The following is an 18,419-nucleotide window of genomic DNA, read 5'->3' on the forward strand; positions in this document are numbered from 1 at the left end:
GCCAGGGACCTGGGCGAACTGACGGGTGTTCTATTATTTCGGGCCATGACGGAGCAACGGGGATCATGGCCGGACGGCATCGGCGAGCCGGTGGTGACTGTGGTGACCACCACGGCGGAGCCGGACTGGCAGGCCATGGCGGACCGTCACGAGGAGCAGCGCCGACGCCGCAAGCAGTTGCGGGCGGTGGCGGTCGGCGTGGTCGCGACTGCCGCCGTCGGCGGCATGGTGGCGCTCGCGCTGCCCGGTGGCGGCAAGGGCCAGGCGGCGAAGGACGGCGGCAGCGGCGGCAGCGGCCGTCCGGTGGCGGCGGGGGAGGACACCGCCTCCGTCCCGGTGGCCGACGAGTCGTCACCCACCGGGGACCCGTCCGCCACCGCGCCGGGCGAGGCCTCACCGGCCGCCTCCGCCCCCGCCAGCGGCGAGGCCGTCCCTTCCCCCGGGGCCCCGGGCACCTCCGCCGCGCCCTCCGCCCCGGGGCCCGGCCGGACCTCGGCCGGCCCGACCCGGCCGGCGACCACGGCGCCCGGTCAGCCGACCCCGCCCGCCGCCACCCAGGGTCCGCAGCCGCCCGCCACGCAGCCCGCCCCCGGTACCACCTCGGCGAGGCCGCCGTCCCCGACGCCGACCCAGAGCCCCGGCAAGTCCTACACCCCGGTGGAGATCTGCGGGAGCGGGTTCAACGTGATCGACTCGCACAGCCTCGGCGGTGCCACGATCTACCTGCTCTACAAGTCCGCCACCGGCGACAACTGCGTCACCACCGTCGTCAACAAGCCGGCCGGCCCGGTGCCGATGAACGCCACGCTGGCGGTCAAGGGCGGCGCGTCGGGGAGCAACCCGGGCAACTTCGCCTCCTACGCGGGCCCGGTCGTCAAGCGCGCGCCCGACACCTGCGTCCAGTGGGGCGGTTCCTACCAGGGCACCAGCTGGACCAGCGGCTGGACCCACTGCGGCTGACCCCGGAGGAGGCCGGGCCGCCGTCAGCCAGCCTGCTTGGTGCGGGCGTAGTGCCGGGCGGCCCGGGCCCGGTTGCCGCAGGCGGGGGAGCACCAGCCCCGGCGCGGCGAGTCCTTCACGAAGTGGAGCACGCAGCCCGGGCCCTGACAGGCGGTCACCAGTGGCAGTTCGGGCCCGCTGAACAGGTCCACGGCCTGCTGGGCGAGCTCCGCCAGCGCGGTGCCGACCGGCGACCCGGAGCTGCGCGGGACGGCGGCGGGCGCCTCGGCGTCCCAGCTCAGCTCGCGCCAGCGCGGGGCGGCGCGGATCCGCTGGTTGACGGTGTCCAGCGCCTGCTGCGGCGGCCGGGTGCGGTGGGCGGCGGCCGCGGCCAACTGACGCACGGCGTCGCGCAGTTGCCGGGCGGCCTCCAGCTCGGCGGGGCCGAGGGCGAGCAGCGCGTGGTCGGGCACGGGTTCGCTGAGGCGCGCGCGGGTGTCGCGGAGCCAGGCCGCCAGGTGTTCGGCGGTGTCCAGGCCGTCCAGCAGGCGGCCGCGCACGGCGTGGGTGGTGTTGGCCAGCTCGATCGGGAGGGGTTCCCCGAGGAGTGGCGCCCCACCGCCGGGAAGCTCGTCGACTCTCATGGTTCTCATGGTAGGGACGGCCACGACCCATGAGAAGGGCGCTCCGGGGACGCCCCGCTCCCGAGGGGTGGGAGCGGGGCGTCCGGCCGGGGTGCCGGGGTGAGGGGGCGTCAGGAGAAGGTGAACCAGTTGAGGTTGACGAAGTCGGCGGGCTGGCCGCTGTCGAAGGTCAGGTAGACGTCGCGCACGCCGGTGGTGCGGGCGATGTCGGCCGGGACGGTGCGCCAGGCCTGCCAGCCGCCGGTGTTGGCGAGGGCGAAGCTGCCCACCGGGGCGGCCGTGGGGCTGCCCAGGCGGACCTGGACCAGTCCGCTGACCCCGGCGGCGGCGCCGGAGGCGACCCGGGCCGAGAAGCGGGTGGCGCCGGTGGAGCCGAAGTCCAGGCTGTAGCGGAGCCAGTCGCCGTTGGCCAGCCAGCCGACGTCCGAGCCGCCGCCGGTGTCCGAACAGGCCTCCACCTGGGCGCCGTTCTGGGCCCGGAAGGACTCGGCCTGGACGGTGGAGAAGGCACTGACGGTGCCGCCGGTCGGGGTGGGGCTGGGGGACGGGCCGGGGCCGGTGGCGCCGCCGCCGACGGTGATGGTCCACAGCCGCGGGTCGCCCGACTGGACCTTGCCCTCGAAGTCGGTGCCGGAGGGGTGCACGTCGTCGTAGGGGAAGGCGTAGCCGAGCCGGTCGGCGGTGGTGGAGTGCAGGATGCGGGCGTAGTGGTTGGTGCGCGGCTTGGTGTAGAAGGCGGCCGGGTTCTCGTTGGTGGGCTGGAGCGCGTTGTCCAGCAGGGTGGTGCGGTTGAACGCGGCGGCCAGGCGGGCGCTCAGATTGCCCATCAGGTCGTTGCCGGTGGTGAAGGGCGCGTCGCTGCAGGAGAAGACCGCGAGGGTGGAGGGGCGGCCGAAGCTGCCCACGCCCGGGAAGGTGAGGGTCTCGCCGGAGACCCGGCCGGTGACGGTGCCCCAGGTGAACTGGGTGTCGATCCGCAGGTCGGTGGTGCGGTACTTGCTCCAGACCTGGTCCACGTAGGAGTCGAAGTACCCGGCGAAGAGGGAGGTGTTGCCCCGGATGGCCAGGTTGGGGCTGAGCACGCGCAGGTCCCCGCCGCCCCGGGTGACGACCAGACGGCTCCAGTCGGAGCCGTCGGCGGCGGACTGGGAGCGCAGCGCGGCGGCCACCCGGGCCAGGCCGTCGGTGGGCAGGCCGGCCACCGTCTGGGTGCCCTGGCCGGTCTCCAGGCGGAACGAGATCGGCAGGCCGACCATGTCGACGAAGGTGATGTTGGCGTACAACTGGTCCGCGTTGTAGGTGAATTCGCAGAAGTCGTGCCGGACGTCGATGTTCGGGTCGGTCGGGTTGGAGACCGAGGGCAGGGCCAGGCCGCCGCCGACGTTCATGAGGAAGGTGAGCTTGGCGCCGACCGAGAAGTAGATCCGGCCGCTGTCCAGCCGGGGCAGGGTGACCCGGCGGGGCCCGGCGCCGGAGGCGCCCAGCGCGATCGCGCAGTCCACGCCCAGCGGGGTCTGGTTGGCGGGCGGGTTCGGCGGGCGGTACAGCGAGACGCCGTCGGAGCGCAGGAAGGCCCAGCTCCCGCCCGCGGACGGGTCGCGGCCGACCACGTAGGCGTAGACGGTGTTGCTGCCGGTGGTGTTGGCCAGGTCCAGCGCCAGGGTGGGGGTGGTGGCGGCGTTCGCGGAGGAGGCGGTGGAGCGGAGCAGACCGCCGAGGGCGGGGACGGCGAGGGCCGCGCCGGCGGCGGTGAGCACGCCGCGCCGGGAGAGCGGCGGGCGGTGGTGACGGGACGTCATGGGTGGCGGTGTCCGTTCTTCGCGTGGGGGAGGGAAGAGGGCGGAGGGTGGACGCTGCGGGCGGGGGCAGGGAGCCCGAGGGGGGTGGGTGGATCAGCCGAGCGTCCAGCGCTGGTTGGCGCCGCCGTTGCAGGTCCACAGGATCAGCCGGGTGCCGTCGGCGGAGGAGCCGCCGGCGGCGTCCAGGCACTTGCCGAGGGCCCGGATGGTGCCGTCGCCGTTGATGCTCCAGCGCTGGGCGTTGGTGCCGTTGCAGGTGTAGAGCTGGATCGCGGTGCCGTCGGCGCTGTTGGCGGCGTCGACGTCCAGGCACTTGCCGAGCGCGCGGACGGTGCCGTCGCCGGTGGTCCACTGCTGGGCGGTGTTGCCGGTGCAGTTGTGCAGCTGGATCGGGGTCCGGTCGGCGCTGGAGCCGCCGGCCACGTCCACGCACATGCCGCCGATGCCGGAGATCTGGCCGGTGCGGGTCGGGCCGCCGTTGGAGGTGGAGGCGCGGACGTAGTCCACCGTCATGGTCTGCGGGAAGGTGGAGGAACCGTCCGGGCTGCCCGGCCAGTCGCCGCCGACGGCCAGGTTGAGGATCAGGAAGAACGGGTGGTCGAAGACCCAGCGGTTGCCGTTGGTGTCGGCCGTGGTGCGGGTGCGGTAGGCCTGGCCGTCCACCGACCAGGTGATGGAGCCGGGGCTCCAGTCGACGGCGAAGACGTGGAAGGCGTCGGCGAAGGCCTGGCCGTTCGGCAGGCTGTAGGCGGAGCCGAGACCGGCGGCGCCGGAGTAGCCGGGGCCGTGCAGGGTGCCGTGCACGGTGGAGGGCTCGCGGCCGATGTTCTCCATGATGTCGATCTCGCCGCTGTTGGGCCAGCCGACCGAGCCGAGGTCGTTGCCGAGCATCCAGAACGCGGGCCAGATGCCCTGCCCGCGCGGGATCCTGATCCGGGACTCGAAGTGGCCGTAGGCCTGGGTGAAGGTCTGCGCGGTGTTCATCCGGGCCGAGGTGTACTGGCAAGTGCCGTACCAGCAGCCGAGGTTGGTGTTGGTGTTGCGGCGGGCGGTGATCACCAGGTTGCCCTGGCCGTCCTGGGCGGCGTTGGCGTTGCCGCCGGTGTAGTACTGGAGCTCGTGGTTGCCGAAGCCCGAACCCCCGGTCTCCATCGTCCACTTGCCGGGGTCGGGGGCGGCCCCGGCGGGTCCGTTGAACTCGTCCGCCCAGGTGGTGACGGCCGCGGCGGCGGCCGCCGGGGCGGCGGTGACGGGGGCCGGCTCGGTGCGGGCCGCGGTGGGGCCGGCCAGCGCGAGGACGGCGGCGAGTGCGGGCAGCAGGACGCCGAGCAGGCGGCGGGGCCTGCGGAGTGTGGCAGCCATGGATGGCCTCTCTGTGGGGGTGAGAGCGCTCTCTGAAATGACGTGGCCTTGCCGTGTTCGCCTGAATGGTACGGAGGGGTGGTCGTCATGGCAATGTCAGGCGCAGGGCTCTGACCTGCTGTGCTGTGAATCTCCGTCAGTTCGGGTGCGACGGTGGGTGCTTCTGTTGCTTTGAGAGCGCTTTCTCGCCGGATGGCCCGGCGTTTCGCCGTGCACTCCGGGTACGGTCTGCGGGACGGTGGGCCGGACCGCCCGCACGAGAAGGAGAGCCGCCGTGAACTGGACCCTCGAGGTCGTCCCCGTCCCGGTCACCGACCTGGACCGCGCCAAGGAGTTCTACGCCGAGAAGGTCGGCTTCAAGGTCGACCTGGACAGTGAGGTCGCGCCCGGGGTGCGGATCATCCAGCTCACCCCGCCCGGCTCGCGCTGCTCGGTCGTGATGATGTCGGGGATGCCGGGTGCGCCCGCGTCGGGCGGGATGGCGCCGGGAAGCCTCCAGGGCGTCCAGCTCTGCGTCACCGACATCGAGGCCGCCCACGCCCAGCTGGTCGCGCGCGGCGTGGAGGTGACCCCGGTGAGGCACCTGGGCGAGACGGGCTGGGCCGACGGCAAGGGCGGGGAGTGGAACTCCTTCCTCTCCTTCACCGACCCCGACGGCAACGGCTGGACCGTGCAGGAGGCGCCGACGGAGCTCTCCGAGCGCTGAGCCGCAGCGGGGAGCCGGAGCGGGGAGGGGGCGGCACCCGGCACGGGCGCCGCCCCCTCCCCGCAGTCGTCAGTGCTCCGGGGAACGCCAGGAGCTCCGCACCAACTCACGCTCGGCGAGCGTCAGTTGGAGAGCGGCTGCCAGCCAGCTCTCCGCGTACGCGTCGCCCGCGTCGTCCGTCAGACGGCCGAACACGTCCCGGCCGCGCCGGTCCGCCGCCTCGGCGAGGGCCGTGCCCAGGGCGGCCGCCCGCTGGAAGCCGGAACGGGTCAGCGCGGCGGCATCGGTCCGCGCCCCGCCGGTACGGGCGGACTCCGCGACGGCCCGCCGGCCGCCGGCCACGCCGAGCTCGACCAGTCGCCGCAGCCGCCAGAGCGGCGAGTCCGTCAGCGGGTCGGGGCCCGGGGAGCCGGCGCCGGCCGTCGCCCCGGTGGCCGGCGGGAAGTGCGCGCCCACCAGGCGGTCGTAGCCGAGGTCGGCGCGGCCGTTCCAGGCGTCGGGCAGACGGAGCGTCAGCTCCGGGTCCTCGCCCGGCACCGGCGCGACGGCCAGCACCCGCAGGGTGGCCACCCGGTCGGGGTCGACCCGGCCGAGGACCCGGACCAAGGTGCCCGGGTGAGCGGCCAGTTGGCGCAGGTTCTCGGCGTGGGACAGCTCTGGGTGGCCGTGCGCGGCGGCCAGGCGCAGCACCGGGCCGTACGCGCGGTCGTCCGCGGCGAGCGCGGCCGGGGCGGCGGGTTCGGCCGGGTCGGGGGCCGGGCCGCTCCCGGCGGGGGCCTCCAGGGCGGCGGTGCCGCCGGTCGTGCCGCCGGTCGTGCCTCCGGGGGCGGCGGCAGGGGCCGGGGCGACGGCGCGGGCCAGGACCGCGTCGCCGACGGCGCCGAGGAGGACCACGTCGCAGCCGACGGGCTGCCGTTGCCGGGAGTCGTCCGCCGGGTCGGCGAGCGGGCCGTCGCCGAGGCGTTCGGCGGCCGCCTCGGCCAGCGGGCGGGTGAACAGCGCGGCCAACGGGCCCGCCGTCCACGGGAGTCCGGGCACCGGATTGGCCTTGACGCCCTTGCCGGAGCCGAGCCGGCCGTCCGCCGAGACGGTGGCGCCCGAGATCAGCAGACCGCCGTACGAGAGCTGCCGGTGGTCCATCGCGGCCGCCCCGATCGCCACCGGCGCGTCGGCCGCGCCCCGGGCCCGGCCCGGGCCGCCCGGGCGGACGTCGGCGACCGAGTACCACCGGCCGTCCGCGTCCACCAGATGGGTGACCACGCCGCCGTACCCGGTGGCGGTGAGCACCGGCTCGCGGAACACCCCGGTCACCCGGAGCGCACCGCCCGCCTGGTAGGCCCGCCGGGCGGTGCCGACCAGTGCGGCGTCACCGCGTCCGGCCCGCACCAGGGCGGTGGTGAGCAGGAGTTCGCGCAGCGCGGCGGTCAGGCCGGCCAGCGGACGGCTGCCGGTGCGGGCCCGCGCGCCGCGCAGACCGCGCACCACCCGCAGGGCCGCCGCCTCGGCCCGGAGCAGGCCGGCCAGGCGGGCGGTGTGGGCGGCGCGCAGGAGCTCCGCCTGCGGCACCGCCCCGGCGGAGGGCAGGCCGGCGGCGAGGACCGCCGCGGCCGCCGCCCACAGGGAGTCAGCCGCCTTGACCTGGGCGGCGGTTGCCGTCGCGGGGGCCTCCGGCTCGGCGGCCGGCTGCACGGACTGCGCGGGCTGCGTCGGCTCGGGGGCCGGGCCGTCCGCCGTCGCCGGTGCCCCGGGCGCCGACGACGGCGGTGCGACGGCCTCCGGAGCCGCGGCGTCGGCCAGCGGGCAGAGCTGGAGCAGCGCGGCCCGGTGCAGGCAGCGCGGCGCGAGCAGGCAGCCGCAGCTCGCCTGCTCCTCGGTGCGGAGCACCCCGTCCGGGCCCGGGGCCAGGGTCACCACGGCGTCCTCGCCGCAGCGGACCGTCACCCCGCCGCCCTCGGCCGGCTCCACCGGGAGCTGGGCGTACTGCTCCACGGTGGCGTCGAGCTTCTTGGCCAGCCGGGAGGTGAGGGCGCCCACGGCGGCGGCCGTCAACTCCGGTGCCGCGGGCGGCAGGGCGGTGGTGTCGGCTGCGGTCATCGGTGCTCCCCGCGGAGACGGTCGCCGACCCAGCGGGCCAGGGCGAGGGGACTGAGGGCGGCCACCGGCATCCCGGCGGCGACGAGCTGCCGCGCGATCGGCACCGAGTAGCGCGGGGCACCGGTGTCGTCCAGCGCCGCACAGCCCATCAGGTGCACCCCGGAGGAGGCCAGGGCGCGGACCTCGGCCAGCAGGCCGCCGACCGAGCCGCCCTCCTCGAAGTCGCTGACCACGACCACCAGGGTGCGGCTGGGCACGGTCACCAGGGAGCGGGCGTGGGCCAGCGCCTTGGCGATGTGGGTGCCGCCGCCGACCCGGACCTCCAGCAGGAGGGAGAGCGGGTCGTCCACCCGCTCGGTGAGGTCGGCGATCTCGGTGGAGAAGGCCAGGAAGTGGGTGGAGAGCGTCGGCACCCCGCCGAGCACGGCGGCGGTGAGGGCGGACCAGATGACGGAGGCCTCCATCGAGCCGGAGACGTCCACCACCAGCACCAGCCGCCAGTCGGCCTCCTTGCGGGCCCGGGTGGAGAAGACCGGCCGTTCGGGGAGGACGACGGTGCGGCCGTCGGCCAGCCGCTGGGTGTGCGCCAGGTTGGCGCGCAGGGTGCGCGGCAGGTCGAGCCTGCCGCCGGGGCGGTGGGTCGGGCGGGGGTTGGCCAGACCGTGCAGGGCCGGGCGCAGCCGGGTGGCCAACTCCTTGGCCAGCTCCTCGACCAGACGGCGCACCAGCGGACGCAGGCTCGCGATCCTGGCCTCGGGCAGGCCGCCGGCCAGGTTGAGCACCGAGCTCAGCAGCTCGACCGAGGGGCGGACCGAGGCCGGGTCCAACTCGGCCAGCACGTCCGTGCGTCCGGCCTCGGCCGCGCTGCCGAGCACCTCCTCACGGACCTCGGCGCCGAACAGCGCCGCCAGCTCCTCGGACCACTCGCGCGCGGTCGGGAAGGAGGCGTCGCTCCCGCCGCCGTCACCGGCCGACAGGTCGTCGGCGCCCTCGCCCCGGCCGGTGCCGTAGAGCTCGTCCAGGGCGTTGGCGTAGCGGCGGGCGCCGTTCGCCAGCTTCTCCGGCTCGCGCCCGAGCAGCAGCCGCCAGCGGTCGACGGGGGCCAGCAGGGCCTTCGGGTCGGCCTGCCGGGGCTCGGCCGGCTCCACCTCCGGTTCCGCTCCCGGGGAGGGGGCTTCGGCTGTTCCGGCCCCGGTGGCACCGAGGCCGAGGGTGGCGAGGGCCGCGGCGGCGGCGGTGTCGGCGGCCGTCCAGAGGGCGAGCAGCCCGGGCGCGGCCGTCAGGGTGAGGTCGGGCTGCTCGCCGAGCCGTTCGGTGACCTCGCCCAGCAGGCGGCCGCGCGCGGCCGGGCTGAGCGCGTCGAACCCGGCCCGCAGGGCGGGCAGCCGGTCCAGGAAGCCCTGGTCGGGGAGGTGGTCGACGCGGTCCAGCAGCGGGGAGAGGGCGGTCGGCGCGTACTGGAGCAGCGGGCCGCCCGCGGTGAGCAGCCCGGCCAGGTGCCGGGCGAGCCGGCGCCGGGCGTCCGGGTGGGTGGCGGTGTCGATCCACCCGGCGGTGCGGGTGCCGACCAACTCCGGGGCGTCCAGGTCGAGCAGCACCCGGGCGGCCAGTGCCGCGCCCTGCACCAACGGCGAACCGGTGGCGGCCAGTTCGGCCAGGGCGCCGTCCAACCGCAGGCCGAGGCGGTGCTCGGCGGCGCGGGTGGCCAGGGCGGTGAGCGCGGCGGCGTCGGCGAGGTCCTCGCTCCCGGCCAGGCCGGGCAGGCCGCGCACGGCGGCGTCCAGCAGGGTCTCGGCGAGGACGGCCGCCTCGGCGCGGGTGGGGTCGGTGGCGCCGGGCAGGTGGCCGAGGCGCAGGGCCTCCAACAGGTCGAGGGCGGACAGCAGTTCGGGCAGGGAGGCGGCGGCCGGCAGGGCCTCCGCCGCCTCGGCGAGCCGCTCCGCCACCAGGGCGGGGAGGTCGCAGAGGGCGGCGGCGCGCAGCCCGTCGAGCAGCTGCGCGCAGCTGGGGCCGCCGTCGGCGGCCTGCTGGCGGGCCCGCTCGCGCAGGGTGCCGGTGGCGGCCTGTTCGACCGTCACGCCGCGCACCCCCGCGAGGTCCAAGCGGGCCGGGACACCGGGCGTCCAGGCCGCCCGCCAGCGGGTGCCGAGGGCGCTGCCGTCGCCGGTGCCGGAGACGGCGACGCGGTCCGCGTAGCCCGCGCCGCAGACCTCCAGACGCTGGAGCAGCGTCTCGCGGCGGCGGTCGAGGGCGGAGCGCAGCGGGTCCAGCCGGAGCTCGCGGGAGTCCGGGTCCTCCGGGGCCGGCAGGCGCAGCTCGGCGAGCTCCGCCTCCACGGCCGGGCCGAGGCCCGACCGGGGCGTGCCCGGGGCCGTCCGGCCCCGGTCGGTGCCGACCATCACGGTCTCCAGGGCGCGGGCCAAGGCCCTGCCGCGGCCCAGGAGTTCACCCTGGCCGAGCACGGTGGTGACGGACTCCAGCAGCTCGCCCCGGCCGGGGGCGGGCAGGCCGCGCAGCCGGGCCAGGTCACCGGCCAGGCGGAGCGTCTCGGCGGCCTCGCCGGTGCCGGCGGGGTGGCCGGCGGCGCGCAGCTCCCGGCAGACCTCGGTGATGGTCCGGGCGGCGGCCTCCTGCACCCGCTCGGGGGAGCCGCCCGCGGTGAGGACGGCCTGCTGCCAGCGCGGGTCCCGGATGCCGGCGGGGTAGCCGGAGCGGGCGTCCAACAGGCCGAAGGTGTACGGCACCAGAGAGGTCGTCACCTCGGGGGCGTCGGACGGGGCGGCGGGCTGGGCAGTGAAGGTGCCCGTCCCGGCCCCGGGGGCGCCGTCCGCCGCGCCGTCCGGGGAGGGCCCGGCCTCCGTGGCGCGGAAGGCCGAAGGGGTGAGCGCGGCGGCGTGGAAGGAGCCGACCAGGACGGCGACCCGGCGCCCGCCCCCGGCGGCCTCCGCGACCACCCGGCGCATGTGCGCCTCGCGGGCCAGGTCCACGGCCGGGACGCCGCCGCGCTCGGCGGAGTCCTGGCGCAGGGCCCAGCCGACGGCCAGGGCGGCGCGGCGGACGGCCTCGGGCGTGCTGCCCGGGGCCCGGACCTCCACGGTCCGGTCCCACAGGTCGTCACCGGCACGCCCGGTGTTCCCGGCGGCCAGTCCGTCGGCCCAGGACGGGCCGGGGCGTTCCGGGCCGTCCTCGGACGGACCGTGGGCCGACCAGCCCGGATCGCCCAACGGCAGGTCGCAGCAGCGGACTTCGACACCGTTGCGGTGCGCCCAGCGGATCGCGGCCAGCTCGGGGGAGAAGTCCGCGAACGGGTAGAACCCGAGCCGCCCGTCCGCCCCGGCCCCGGCCAGCGCCACGGGGGCGACGGTGCCGGGGTCGGCCAGGTGGGGCAGCCAGCGGTCGAAGTCGGCGGGCAGCTCGACGCAGAGCACCTGCGGTGCGGCGCCCTCCAACAGCTGCGGCAGCACGGCGGCCAGCGCCGGGCTGTGGTGCCGCACCCCGATCAGGAACGGCCCGTCCCCGTCGGCGAGTTCGGCCATCGCCTCGCGCGGGTCCGCCGTCGGTGCGGCGGTGGTCAGTGCGTCGGTCACCGGAGGTTCTCCCGCAGGTCCCAGAGGCGGCGCCACAGGGCCGAGCCGTCCTCGGCGCGGCGGCGGACGGGGCCGTCCCAGTAGCCGAGGAGGCGGGCGTGGTCGGCGGGGTCGTCCTTGCGGACGGCGCCGAGGAGGTGACCGGGCATCAGGTCGAGGGCGTCGGCGGAGGTGCCGGGGAGGTAGGCGCGGGCCAGGCCCAGGGAGGAGGCGACCTGGACGGCCTCGGCGGTGGACATCACGGTGCCGGGGCGCTCGACGTCCCAGCCCTCGGCGGAGCGGCCGCTGCGCAGGTCGCGGAAGACCGTCACCAGCGCGTCGAGCACGGCGTCGTCGACGCCGAACGCGGCCCCGGCCCGCTCGACGGCGGCGCCCGCCCGCTCCCGCACCAGGGCGGTCTCGGCGTCCGCGTCCGCGATCGGCTCCACGGTCTCGAAGTTGAAGCGGCGCTTGAGCGCGGCGGACATCTCGGAGACGCCCCGGTCCCGCAGGTTGGCGGTGGCGATCACGGTGAAGCCGGGGGTGGCGGGCACCGTGGCGTCCGGGGTGCCGGCCAGCTCGGGGACGGAGACCCGGCGGTCGGAGAGGATGGAGACCAGCGCGTCCTGGACCTCGGGCAGGCAGCGCGTCACCTCCTCGATCCGGGCGACCTTCCCGGTGCGCATCGCGGTCAGCACCGGCGAGGCGACCAGCGCCTGCGGGGTGGGGCCCTGGGCCAGCAGCAGCGCGTAGTTCCAGCCGTAGCGGAAGGCGTCCTCGGTGGTGCCGGCGGTGCCCTGGACGGTCAGCTCGCTGGTGCCGCTGACGGCGGCCGAGAGCAGCTCGGAGAGCATCGACTTGGCGGTGCCGGGCTCGCCGACCAGCAGCAGGCCGCGCTCCCCGGCCAGGGTGACGACGCAGCGCTCGACCAGCGCGCGGTCGCCGACGAACTTGCGGCTGACGGTCAGCGAGGCGGGCAGCCCGGTGCCCTTGCGGCGGGCGGGGGTGAGGGTGAGCGCCCCGTCGCTGCCGCAGACGAAGGTGACGACGGCGGCCGGGGTGAGCGCCCAGCCCGGCGGACGCGGGCCGTTGTCGTGGGCGGCCAGGAAGGCCAGCTCCTCGGCGTGCTTCTCCTCGGCGGGGAGGACCTGCCGGGCGGGCTGTTCGGTGACGGTGGTCATGAAGGGTTCCTCGGTGATGGGGGCCGGGGTGCGGCGGGGGCCGCACCCCGGCCGGGGGATGTGACGGAGGGTCAGCGGCGCCGGCCGGCGCGCTTCACCTTGAGCTCCTCGAAGCGCGGCAGGTCGCCGTCCTGGATCCGCTGCCAGGCCCGGCGGTACAGCTCGGCCGCCGGCGCGCCCGGCACCAGGGTGCCGAGCGGCACGTCCTCCTCCGCGAGCTCGCCGAGCAGCGGGAGCTTCCAGGTCTCCAGCGGCAGGTACGGGGTGCGCCGCTCGGTCCAGGCGCCGGGCAGGAAGAGCGAGCGGCCCGCCCTGGTCCGGGTGGCCGTCACCACCAGGTCGGTGGCGGCCAGTTCGGCCCGCGCCGCCTTCAGCCGGGCCGGGCGCCAGCCGGTCCAGCGGGCGGTGTTCTTGTCCGTCGGGTCGGGCATGGCCAGCAGCATCAGGTAGAGCACCGCGGCGTCCTCGCCGAGCCCGTGCGCCTCGCGGACCCCGGCGACCAGCTCCGGCACCGAACGGGACGGGTCCTGCGGCCACCAGGTGCCGTCCGCACCCGCCTCGCCGGCCGCCGGGGCGCCCGGGTCGGCCAGCAGCGCGGCGAAGTCGGCGGACGCGGCGAGCCGCAGTGCCACCTCGGCGGCGAAGGGCCCGCCGTCGCCGCGCAGCACCGGCAGGTACGGGTCCTGCCCGGCGGAGTCGAGCAGCGCCGTGCGGATGCCCGGTGCGGGGCGGTCGTCGTGGGTGGCCATGATCACGGCGCCGTAGCGCTCGTAACCCTCGCCCACCTCGGTCGGCGCGCCCGCCGACTTCTTGAAGTCCGGCAGGCTGACGTACCGTCCGAAGTCCAGGATCAGCCCCGGGTGGGCCAGCCGGGCCCGGACGGCGGCCAGCGCGGCCGGGAGGGCGGCGCGCAGCGGGTCGCCGGCGGGCAGCCGGTGGGCCAGCCAGGCGGCGGTGGCCAGCGCGCCGGTCAGGATGTTCGCGGTGAAGCCGCTCGCACCGGACTCGACCGGCACGCAGCGGTCGCCGCGCACCGTCCAGTCCAGGTCCTTGGCCAACTCCTCGGCCGCGTCCGGCTCCAGGACCGCCGCCAGCGCCTGGCCGACCGTCCAGGAGGTGCGCAGGCCCTTCACCGCGTCGGCCAGCAGGGCCTCCGGCACCGCCAGGCGGCGGCCGAGGGCCTGGACCCAGACCGCGGCGACGGCCTCGACGTCCGGGCCGTCCTCCCAGAGCGCGGCCGGGTCGGCCGGCAGCAGGGCGCGGATCAGGTGCTGACGGGTCTCCGTCGCCACCGCCCGCAGCTCGTCCCGGGCCACGGCGGCCTCGGCCACCTTCAGCCCGAGGGCGGTCCGGGCCTCGGCCGACAGGAAGTTCCGCTCGTGCGAGTCCACCTGCGGCAGACCGGCCACCACCAGCGCGGCCAGGGTCGGCGTCACACCGGTCAGCTCGGCGAACCGCTCGGCCGCCGCCGGCCGCCACGGCGCCGGGCCGCGCTCGGCCGCCAGCTCCAGGGTGGCCGCGACCACGCCCTCCGGGCCGCCGGTGCCGACCTCGCCGATCGAGTGGACGGTGTACGGCGAGGGCACCTCGAACAGCCCCGCCGGGTCGTGCAGGAGCACGGTGGAGACGGTCGAACCGTCCGTCAGCTGCCGGGTGTCGGCGAACAGCACGAACGCCCCGCCGCCCAGCGCCAGCAGCGCGTCCCGACCGCCGCCGCGGTGGTCCCCGTCCGGGCCCAGCAGGTGATGGCCCGCCAGCTCCAGCACCGCCTTGCGCCAGTGCGGCGCCGATCCGGTCAGGCCCAGCCCGGCCAGCCGCCCGGCGAACCAGGCGGCCGCCTCCCGCTGGTCCCCGTCCGGGGCGGTGGCGGCCCGCAGCGCCGCCGCCTCCGCCAGCAGCGGCAACTGCTCCCAGGGGACCGCCTTGTACGGGGTCTCCGGGCAGTCCACGTGCAGGGTGCCGGCCGGCAGGGCGGGCGACTCCGGCCGGGCGGCGGCCTCCAGGAAGGCGAACTGGCCCGAGACGTAGTGGGTCGCGTGCCGTCCCCACCAGCGGGACAGCAGCCCGGTGCCGCTGAGCGCCGCCGAGAGCTCCACGTCGGCCGGGCCGGTCGGCGCGTCGGTGCTCGGGCCGCCGTTCAGCCGCTCGGTGAGCCGCACCGTCACCTGGTCCAGCACGGCCTGCTGGCGGGCGGCGTAGCGCAGCACGCCGGCCAGGCCGGCCCGCAGCGCCGGGTGCGTCACCTGCGGCAGCAGCACGGCCAGGGTGACCTGGAGGTCGCCCGGCCGGGGGCCGTCCGCCGCGACCGCGGCCCTGAGCAGCGCGGAGGCGGTCTCCCGGTCCATCGCGCGCAGGGCGAGCGAGCCCGCCTCGTCGCGCGGGCGCAGCCGGTGCCAGTACCGCATCGGCGGCAGCAGCGGCGTGCCCTCGGCGAACTCGCCCGGCACGTCGTCCGTGCGCATCTCGGCCAGCAGGCTGCCGTCCTCCTGGTACAGCTTGGCCCGGTAGCTGCCGCGCACCACGGCGACCGGCCGCTCGGCGCCGGGGAAGACCACCAGGGCGTCGGGGGACTCCGCGTCCTCGGGCAGGAAGACCTGACGGCCCGCCATGTCCTCGCCCCGGTACCGGCCGTCCGCCAGCTTGACGGTGCGCCAGCCGAGCAGACCGCCCGCCGGGCCGGAGGACGGGCCCTCGGCGGCGTCGGCGGTGGGCAGCAGCCAGCCGCCGATCCGGCGGCTGCCGGCCGGGTCGTCCTTGGCGGCGTCGGCCAGGAAGGCGGGCAGCGAGGCGCGGCCGGTGGTGTTGCTCGCGGGGTCGTACTCGAACCAGGTGTACGGGTCGGTGCCGCCCGGGTCCTCCCAGACCCAGAACGAGGTGCCGTCGGAGACGATCGCCCGGTCACCCGGCAGGGCCGTGTCACCGACGTGCACCACGCCCATGCCGGTGGTGAACCCGCCGCCGGCCAGCGGCAGTCCGTGGCTGCGCAGCGCGCCCAGCCAGGTGGTCCGCATGCCGCGGGACTCGGTGCGCTCGCCGAAGGCGAAGGTCCGGTCCGCGGCGGTGTGCCAGTAGCCGGTCGAGCGGTGGTTGTTGGCCCGCGAGTCCCACTGCACCAGCAGCGAGCCGTCGGTGTAGAGGTAGCCCCGGTCCCGGCCGCCGGAGTCCCCGGCCGGGATCCGCAGGTCGTGGGTGAGCACGGCGCCGTCGGCCCCCAGCACCCGGGCCTGGGACGGGCCGGCCGCGATCAGGTACGGCCAGGCGTCCGCCACGATGATCTCGTCCACGTCCTTGCGCGGCACCAGCTCCGAGGTGGCCGAGTCCCAGGCGTCCCAGCCCAGTTCGTCCATGACGCCGGCCCGCAGCGCCTTGGCAAGGGTCTCCCCGAGGTCGAAGGCCGCGGCCTCCCGCACCTCCTCCTCGGCCAGCGCCAGCACCTCGCCCGGCAGCCAGCCCAGCCGGGAGAGGGCGCTCGGCAGACCGGGCAGCCCGGCGGCCGCGGAGCTCCTCGCCACCGTCGCGGTCCACTCGGCCAGCAGCGGGCGGCCGCCGGGGGAGCCGGCCAGCACGGAGAGGGCGATCCGGCCCTCGTGGTCGTCCGAGATCCGGTCCAGCCCCCGGCGGAACGCCTGGTGGAACCGCTCGTCGGCGGCCAGCGCCAGCAGGTCGCGGCGGCCCTCCTCCTGCTGCGCCCACGCCTCCAGGAACAGCGTGGTGTTCTCCTTCGGCTCCTCCAACGGAAGCTCCAGCGAGAGGAGTTGGTCCACCAGGTCGACGTCGGACGGGAGCAGCGGCAGCACCTCCCCGGTGCCCGCCAGCTCGGCCCGCAGCACCTCGGCCATCCGCTCGGTCAGCGGGTGCAGCACGGGGATCCGCGCCACCTGGTACCAGCCCCGGTTCCGCCACGTGGTGAACCGGCGGAACCAGCCCGCGCTCCCGTCGGCCGGGCGCTGCGCCTCGGGCAGCGAGACGTCGACCAGGCCCGCGTCCGCGCCCGACTCAGAGAGGATCTCCAGCCACAGGCCCGGGAGTTCGTAGTCGTCGCCGGTCGGCATCAGGTTCAGCAGCCGGCCGCGCACCGCCTCGTCGCGGCGGCCCAGCGCGATCAGCGCGCTCCGGTGGCCCTTCCACCAGCCGGCCGCCGCCCGCAGGGTGGCCGGCAGCTCCAGCAGCTCGGCGAGGTACTCGCCCTCGGCCGTGTCCGGGTCCAGGCCGGCCGACCTGGCCAGGCGGCGCAGGTCGGTCGCCATCTGCGCGGAGGGCTGCAGGCCGCCGGCCGTGCGGCGCACGCACAGCTCGCGGAAGCGGGCGAACGCCTCCTCGGCCGACACCCGGGCGGTCAGCTCCTTGCCGTACCCGGAGAGCACCTTGACGGGCAGTGCGCCCGCCAGCGCGAACTCCAGGAAGACCGCGTCCAGGCGCTCCTCGTCCAGGGCCAGGCCGTGCTGCGCCTCGGCGCGGCGGGCCTTGGTGAACATCTGGGAGGCGTAGGTGACGTTCTCCACCCCGAGGAAGACCCGGCCGGCCTGCTCGTAGAAGGTGGGCAGGAAGTGCGGCACGGCGGCGGCCAGGCGCCCGGCCAGCTCCTGGTAGGCGTCCAGCGCGGCCTTCGGCTTGGACTTCGCCTGGCGGGCGATCCGCTCCAACTCCGGCATGACGCCGAGCGCGTGGTGGCCGTCCGCCGGGTGGTGGGCGAGCACCCACTCCGGGAAGCCGAGCGCCTGGCGCATGCCGAGGCCGACCTCGGCGGGCTCGCCCTGCGGGGCCAGACCGAGGTAGCCGGCCGCCAGGTCCTCGGCGGCGCCCAGCTCGGCCGGGACCAGGCGGACCACGACCCGGCCCTCGACGGCGGGGTGGTGGTAGGTGCGCGCGGTCAGCGGCACCGCGCGGCGGCCCGCGCCCTCGGTGCCGGGCGGCAGCACCGCACCGGCCAGCAGCAGCTCCTCGGCCTGGGCCTCGGTCAGGGTCGTCCCCGTGCTCATCGTCGCGCCGTCCTCGGTGGTGGTCCCGCTCATGCGTCCTCGCCCTCCTGCTGCACCGAACGGCCGGCGTACAGCGCCGCGGCCATCCGCATCCCCTCCGACCAGGCCACCGCGCCGACCTCGCGCAGCGGCAGTGCCCGGCCGTCCTCGCCGTGCCAGCTGAGCCCGCCGGTCTCCGAGTCGCCGTCCCAGTAGGGCTCGCCGATCCAGACGTTGGCCTCCAGGGTGCGCAGCCCGTCGCGGACCCGGGTGGAGGCGTAGCCGCCGGTCACCTTGTAACCGAGCGAGGTGGCGCGGGCGGCCAGGCCGAAGCGGGACGGGAACCGGCCGCCCGCGAAGTCCTTGACCTCGGTGACGTTCTCGGCGAACTCGGCCGGGCGCTCCCAGGTGGCGCGGTGGATCTGCTCCACGCCCTGCACGACGCCGAGCTCGGCGGCGAACTCGCGCAGGTCCGCCAGGTCCGGCAGCAGCACCGGGTGCGGGAAGGTGACGGTGGCGGGGGAGATCCGGACGGTCTCGCCGTCCAGGTCCACCAGCCGCAGCTCGCCCTCGGCGGTGACGTCGCGCAGCAGGCCGACCTCGGTCTCGTCCGCGCCGACCACCACCAGGTCGCGCAGCGCGGCCTGCCAGGCGGCGTCCGGCCAGACCCGGGCCAGCAGCCCGGTCGGGACGGGGAGGGAGGAGACCATCCAGGCGTCCGCCTGCGCCACGCAGGAGGCGGCGTGCCGGTCCAGCCATTCGGCGAAGCGGCGCAGCTTCTCCGTCTCCGGATGTTCGCGGACGGCCTTGGGCAGGGTCTTCAACTCCCGTCCCGCTGCCCGCCCGGACGTCGAACGTGCCGTCACCTTGCCCTCCACCAGGGATATCTCGTACCCCTCGCCAGCTGCCAGCCAGCCCATGCGCTCCACACCTCGATCTCGTGCCACGTACGTGTCAAGTCGTCGAAAACCACCGCAGAGACGGAGGGAGTCGGACACTCCGTGCGGTGTTGCGGCAAAGCTAGCGGCTCGGACGGACAGTCCGCTCCCCAGGGGCCCCGCCGGGGTGCCCGGGCCGAGGGGGTGTCAGGGCGGCGGAATGCGGGGCGGGTTCGCATTCATCCGGCGTGCGGCCGCGGCGCCGGGCGGTTTCCGGGAATTCCGGTGGTGC

Annotated in this window: 10 protein-coding genes; 2 read left to right on the forward strand and 8 right to left on the reverse strand. The window is 76.5% G+C overall.

The genetic code is table 11. The features are described from left to right. Nucleotides 1–45 precede the first annotated feature (45 nt). Nucleotides 46–960, forward strand: a complete 915-nt coding sequence (locus tag ACIA8O_RS30765) for a hypothetical protein (RefSeq protein WP_396297259.1) — start codon at nt 46–48, stop codon at nt 958–960. 23 nt (nt 961–983) lie between these two features. Here ACIA8O_RS30765 and ACIA8O_RS30770 read toward each other — a convergent pair whose 3' ends face one another. The 3 genes from ACIA8O_RS30770 to ACIA8O_RS30780 all read right to left on the reverse strand — a co-directional run bounded on the left by ACIA8O_RS30770 (nt 984) and on the right by ACIA8O_RS30780 (nt 4,744). Then, entirely contained in the window at nt 984–1,583 is a 600-nt protein-coding gene (locus tag ACIA8O_RS30770) for a CGNR zinc finger domain-containing protein (RefSeq protein ID WP_396297260.1), read from the reverse strand. Nucleotides 1,584–1,693: 110 nt separating this feature from the next. Beyond that, a complete protein-coding gene (locus ACIA8O_RS30775; RefSeq protein ID WP_396297261.1) occupies nt 1,694–3,382 on the reverse strand; it encodes a beta-1,3-glucanase family protein in 1,689 nt (562 codons plus the stop codon). 93 nt (nt 3,383–3,475) lie between these two features. Further along, a complete protein-coding gene (locus tag ACIA8O_RS30780; protein ID WP_396297262.1) occupies nt 3,476–4,744 on the reverse strand; it encodes a family 16 glycosylhydrolase in 1,269 nt (422 codons plus the stop codon). 274 nt (nt 4,745–5,018) lie between these two features. Here ACIA8O_RS30780 and ACIA8O_RS30785 point away from each other — a divergent pair, with 274 nt between their 5' ends. Further along, complete coding sequence (locus tag ACIA8O_RS30785; protein WP_396297263.1) at nt 5,019–5,450, forward strand: VOC family protein; 432 nt, start codon at nt 5,019–5,021, stop codon at nt 5,448–5,450. Nucleotides 5,451–5,519: 69 nt separating this feature from the next. On the opposite strand, the gene ACIA8O_RS30790 is transcribed toward ACIA8O_RS30785, so the two are convergent. The 5 genes from ACIA8O_RS30790 to ACIA8O_RS30810 all read right to left on the reverse strand — a co-directional run bounded on the left by ACIA8O_RS30790 (nt 5,520) and on the right by ACIA8O_RS30810 (nt 18,169). Then, complete coding sequence (locus ACIA8O_RS30790; RefSeq protein ID WP_396297264.1) at nt 5,520–7,544, reverse strand: hypothetical protein; 2,025 nt, start codon at nt 7,542–7,544, stop codon at nt 5,520–5,522. After that, nucleotides 7,541–11,080 (reverse strand): DUF5682 family protein, encoded by a 3,540-nt coding sequence (locus ACIA8O_RS30795; protein ID WP_396297433.1) that lies wholly within the window; start codon nt 11,078–11,080, stop codon nt 7,541–7,543. Before ACIA8O_RS30795 ends, ACIA8O_RS30790 begins: the two co-directional genes overlap by 4 nt. A gap of 47 nt (nt 11,081–11,127) precedes the next feature. Further along, entirely contained in the window at nt 11,128–12,291 is a 1,164-nt protein-coding gene (locus ACIA8O_RS30800) for an AAA family ATPase (RefSeq protein ID WP_396297265.1), read from the reverse strand. 71 nt (nt 12,292–12,362) lie between these two features. Further along, nucleotides 12,363–17,303 carry a DNA-binding protein gene (locus ACIA8O_RS30805; protein ID WP_396297266.1) on the reverse strand — a complete coding sequence of 1,647 codons (4,941 nt, stop codon included), beginning with the start codon at nt 17,301–17,303 and terminating at the stop codon, nt 12,363–12,365. Further along, entirely contained in the window at nt 17,300–18,169 is an 870-nt protein-coding gene (locus tag ACIA8O_RS30810; protein ID WP_396297267.1) for a DUF4132 domain-containing protein, read from the reverse strand. Before ACIA8O_RS30810 ends, ACIA8O_RS30805 begins: the two co-directional genes overlap by 4 nt. Nucleotides 18,170–18,419: the final 250 nt, after the last annotated feature.

It is taken from the genome of Kitasatospora sp. NPDC051853, from assembly GCF_044452665.1.
Classification (GTDB): Bacteria; Actinomycetota; Actinomycetes; order Streptomycetales; family Streptomycetaceae; genus Kitasatospora.

Coding starts and splice junctions, on each gene's coding strand:
- ACIA8O_RS30790 (WP_396297264.1), bottom strand. CDS start 7,544: ATGACCGCAGCCGACACCACCGCCCTGCCGCCCGCGGCACCGGAGTTG.
- ACIA8O_RS30800 (WP_396297265.1), bottom strand. CDS start 12,291: ATGACCACCGTCACCGAACAGCCCGCCCGGCAGGTCCTCCCCGCCGAG.
- ACIA8O_RS30775 (WP_396297261.1), bottom strand. CDS start 3,382: ATGACGTCCCGTCACCACCGCCCGCCGCTCTCCCGGCGCGGCGTGCTC.
- ACIA8O_RS30765 (WP_396297259.1), top strand. CDS start 46: ATGACGGAGCAACGGGGATCATGGCCGGACGGCATCGGCGAGCCGGTG.
- ACIA8O_RS30805 (WP_396297266.1), bottom strand. CDS start 17,303: ATGAGCGGGACCACCACCGAGGACGGCGCGACGATGAGCACGGGGACG.
- ACIA8O_RS30780 (WP_396297262.1), bottom strand. CDS start 4,744: ATGGCTGCCACACTCCGCAGGCCCCGCCGCCTGCTCGGCGTCCTGCTG.
- ACIA8O_RS30770 (WP_396297260.1), bottom strand. CDS start 1,583: ATGAGAGTCGACGAGCTTCCCGGCGGTGGGGCGCCACTCCTCGGGGAA.
- ACIA8O_RS30810 (WP_396297267.1), bottom strand. CDS start 18,169: ATGGGCTGGCTGGCAGCTGGCGAGGGGTACGAGATATCCCTGGTGGAG.
- ACIA8O_RS30795 (WP_396297433.1), bottom strand. CDS start 11,080: ATGGCCGAACTCGCCGACGGGGACGGGCCGTTCCTGATCGGGGTGCGG.